Below are 1076 nucleotides of genomic sequence, written 5' to 3' on the forward strand. Positions count from 1 at the left end.
TCGAAGCCACATGTAAATGTTGGAACGATAGGGCACGTGGATCATGGTAAGACTACGCTTACGGCGGCAATTACGACGATATTGACGAAGAAGTTTGGTGGAGAAGCGAAGAGTTATGATCAAATTGACTCAGCGCCGGAAGAGCGTGCGCGCGGGATAACGATAAATACAGCTCATGTTGAATATGAGACGGATAAGCGTCATTATGCGCATGTGGATTGCCCGGGTCATGCGGATTACGTGAAGAATATGATTACGGGCGCGGCCCAAATGGATGGAGCGATATTGGTGGTGTCTGCGGCTGATGGCCCGATGCCACAGACGCGAGAACATATTTTGTTGGCGCGCCAAGTAGGTGTTCCTTACATCATTGTGTACATGAATAAAGCGGACATGGTTGATGATGCGGAGCTGATTGAATTGGTGGAGATGGAGATACGTGAACTGTTATCGAAATACGATTTTCCGGGTGATGATACGCCGATTATAGTTGGATCGGCGTTGAAAGCACTTGAAGGAGATCAAAGTGATATTGGTGAAGCTTCTATTCTGAAATTAGCGGATGCGCTGGATAGTTACATTCCCCAACCGGAGCGCGCTATTGATGGTGCCTTTATTATGCCGGTTGAAGATGTATTTTCAATATCTGGTCGCGGAACGGTTGTGACGGGTCGTGTAGAGAGAGGCATAATCAAAGTGGGTGAAGAGATCGAGATAGTAGGTCTCAAGCCGACTCTAAAGACAGTATGCACAGGGGTTGAAATGTTTCGTAAGCTTCTGGATCAGGGGCAGGCAGGAGATAATGTGGGGATACTTCTGCGTGGCACGAAGCGTGAAGAAGTGGAGCGAGGTCAAGTGTTGGCGAAGCCTGGCAGTATATCGCCTCATACCAAATTCACGGCGGAGATTTATGTGTTAAGTAAGGAAGAAGGTGGAAGGCATACTCCGTTTTTCCCCGGCTATCGCCCACAATTTTATTTTAGAACGACAGACGTGACGGGAGCGATAGAATTGCCTGCGGGAACGGAGATGGTGATGCCTGGGGATAATGTTTCGGTAACGGTAAACTTAATAGC

The 1076-nt window shown here is 48.0% G+C and carries 1 protein-coding gene; it reads left to right on the forward strand.

Annotation, left to right across the window (positions count from 1 at the left end; genetic code table 11):
• Positions 1-1076: elongation factor Tu (tuf, locus tag C4S39_RS15075; RefSeq protein ID WP_258039480.1), on the forward strand; the 1076-nt coding region annotated here is incomplete at both ends.

This window comes from Nitrosomonas ureae (genome assembly GCF_900108305.1).
Classification (GTDB): domain Bacteria; phylum Pseudomonadota; class Gammaproteobacteria; order Burkholderiales; family Nitrosomonadaceae; genus Nitrosomonas; species Nitrosomonas ureae_B.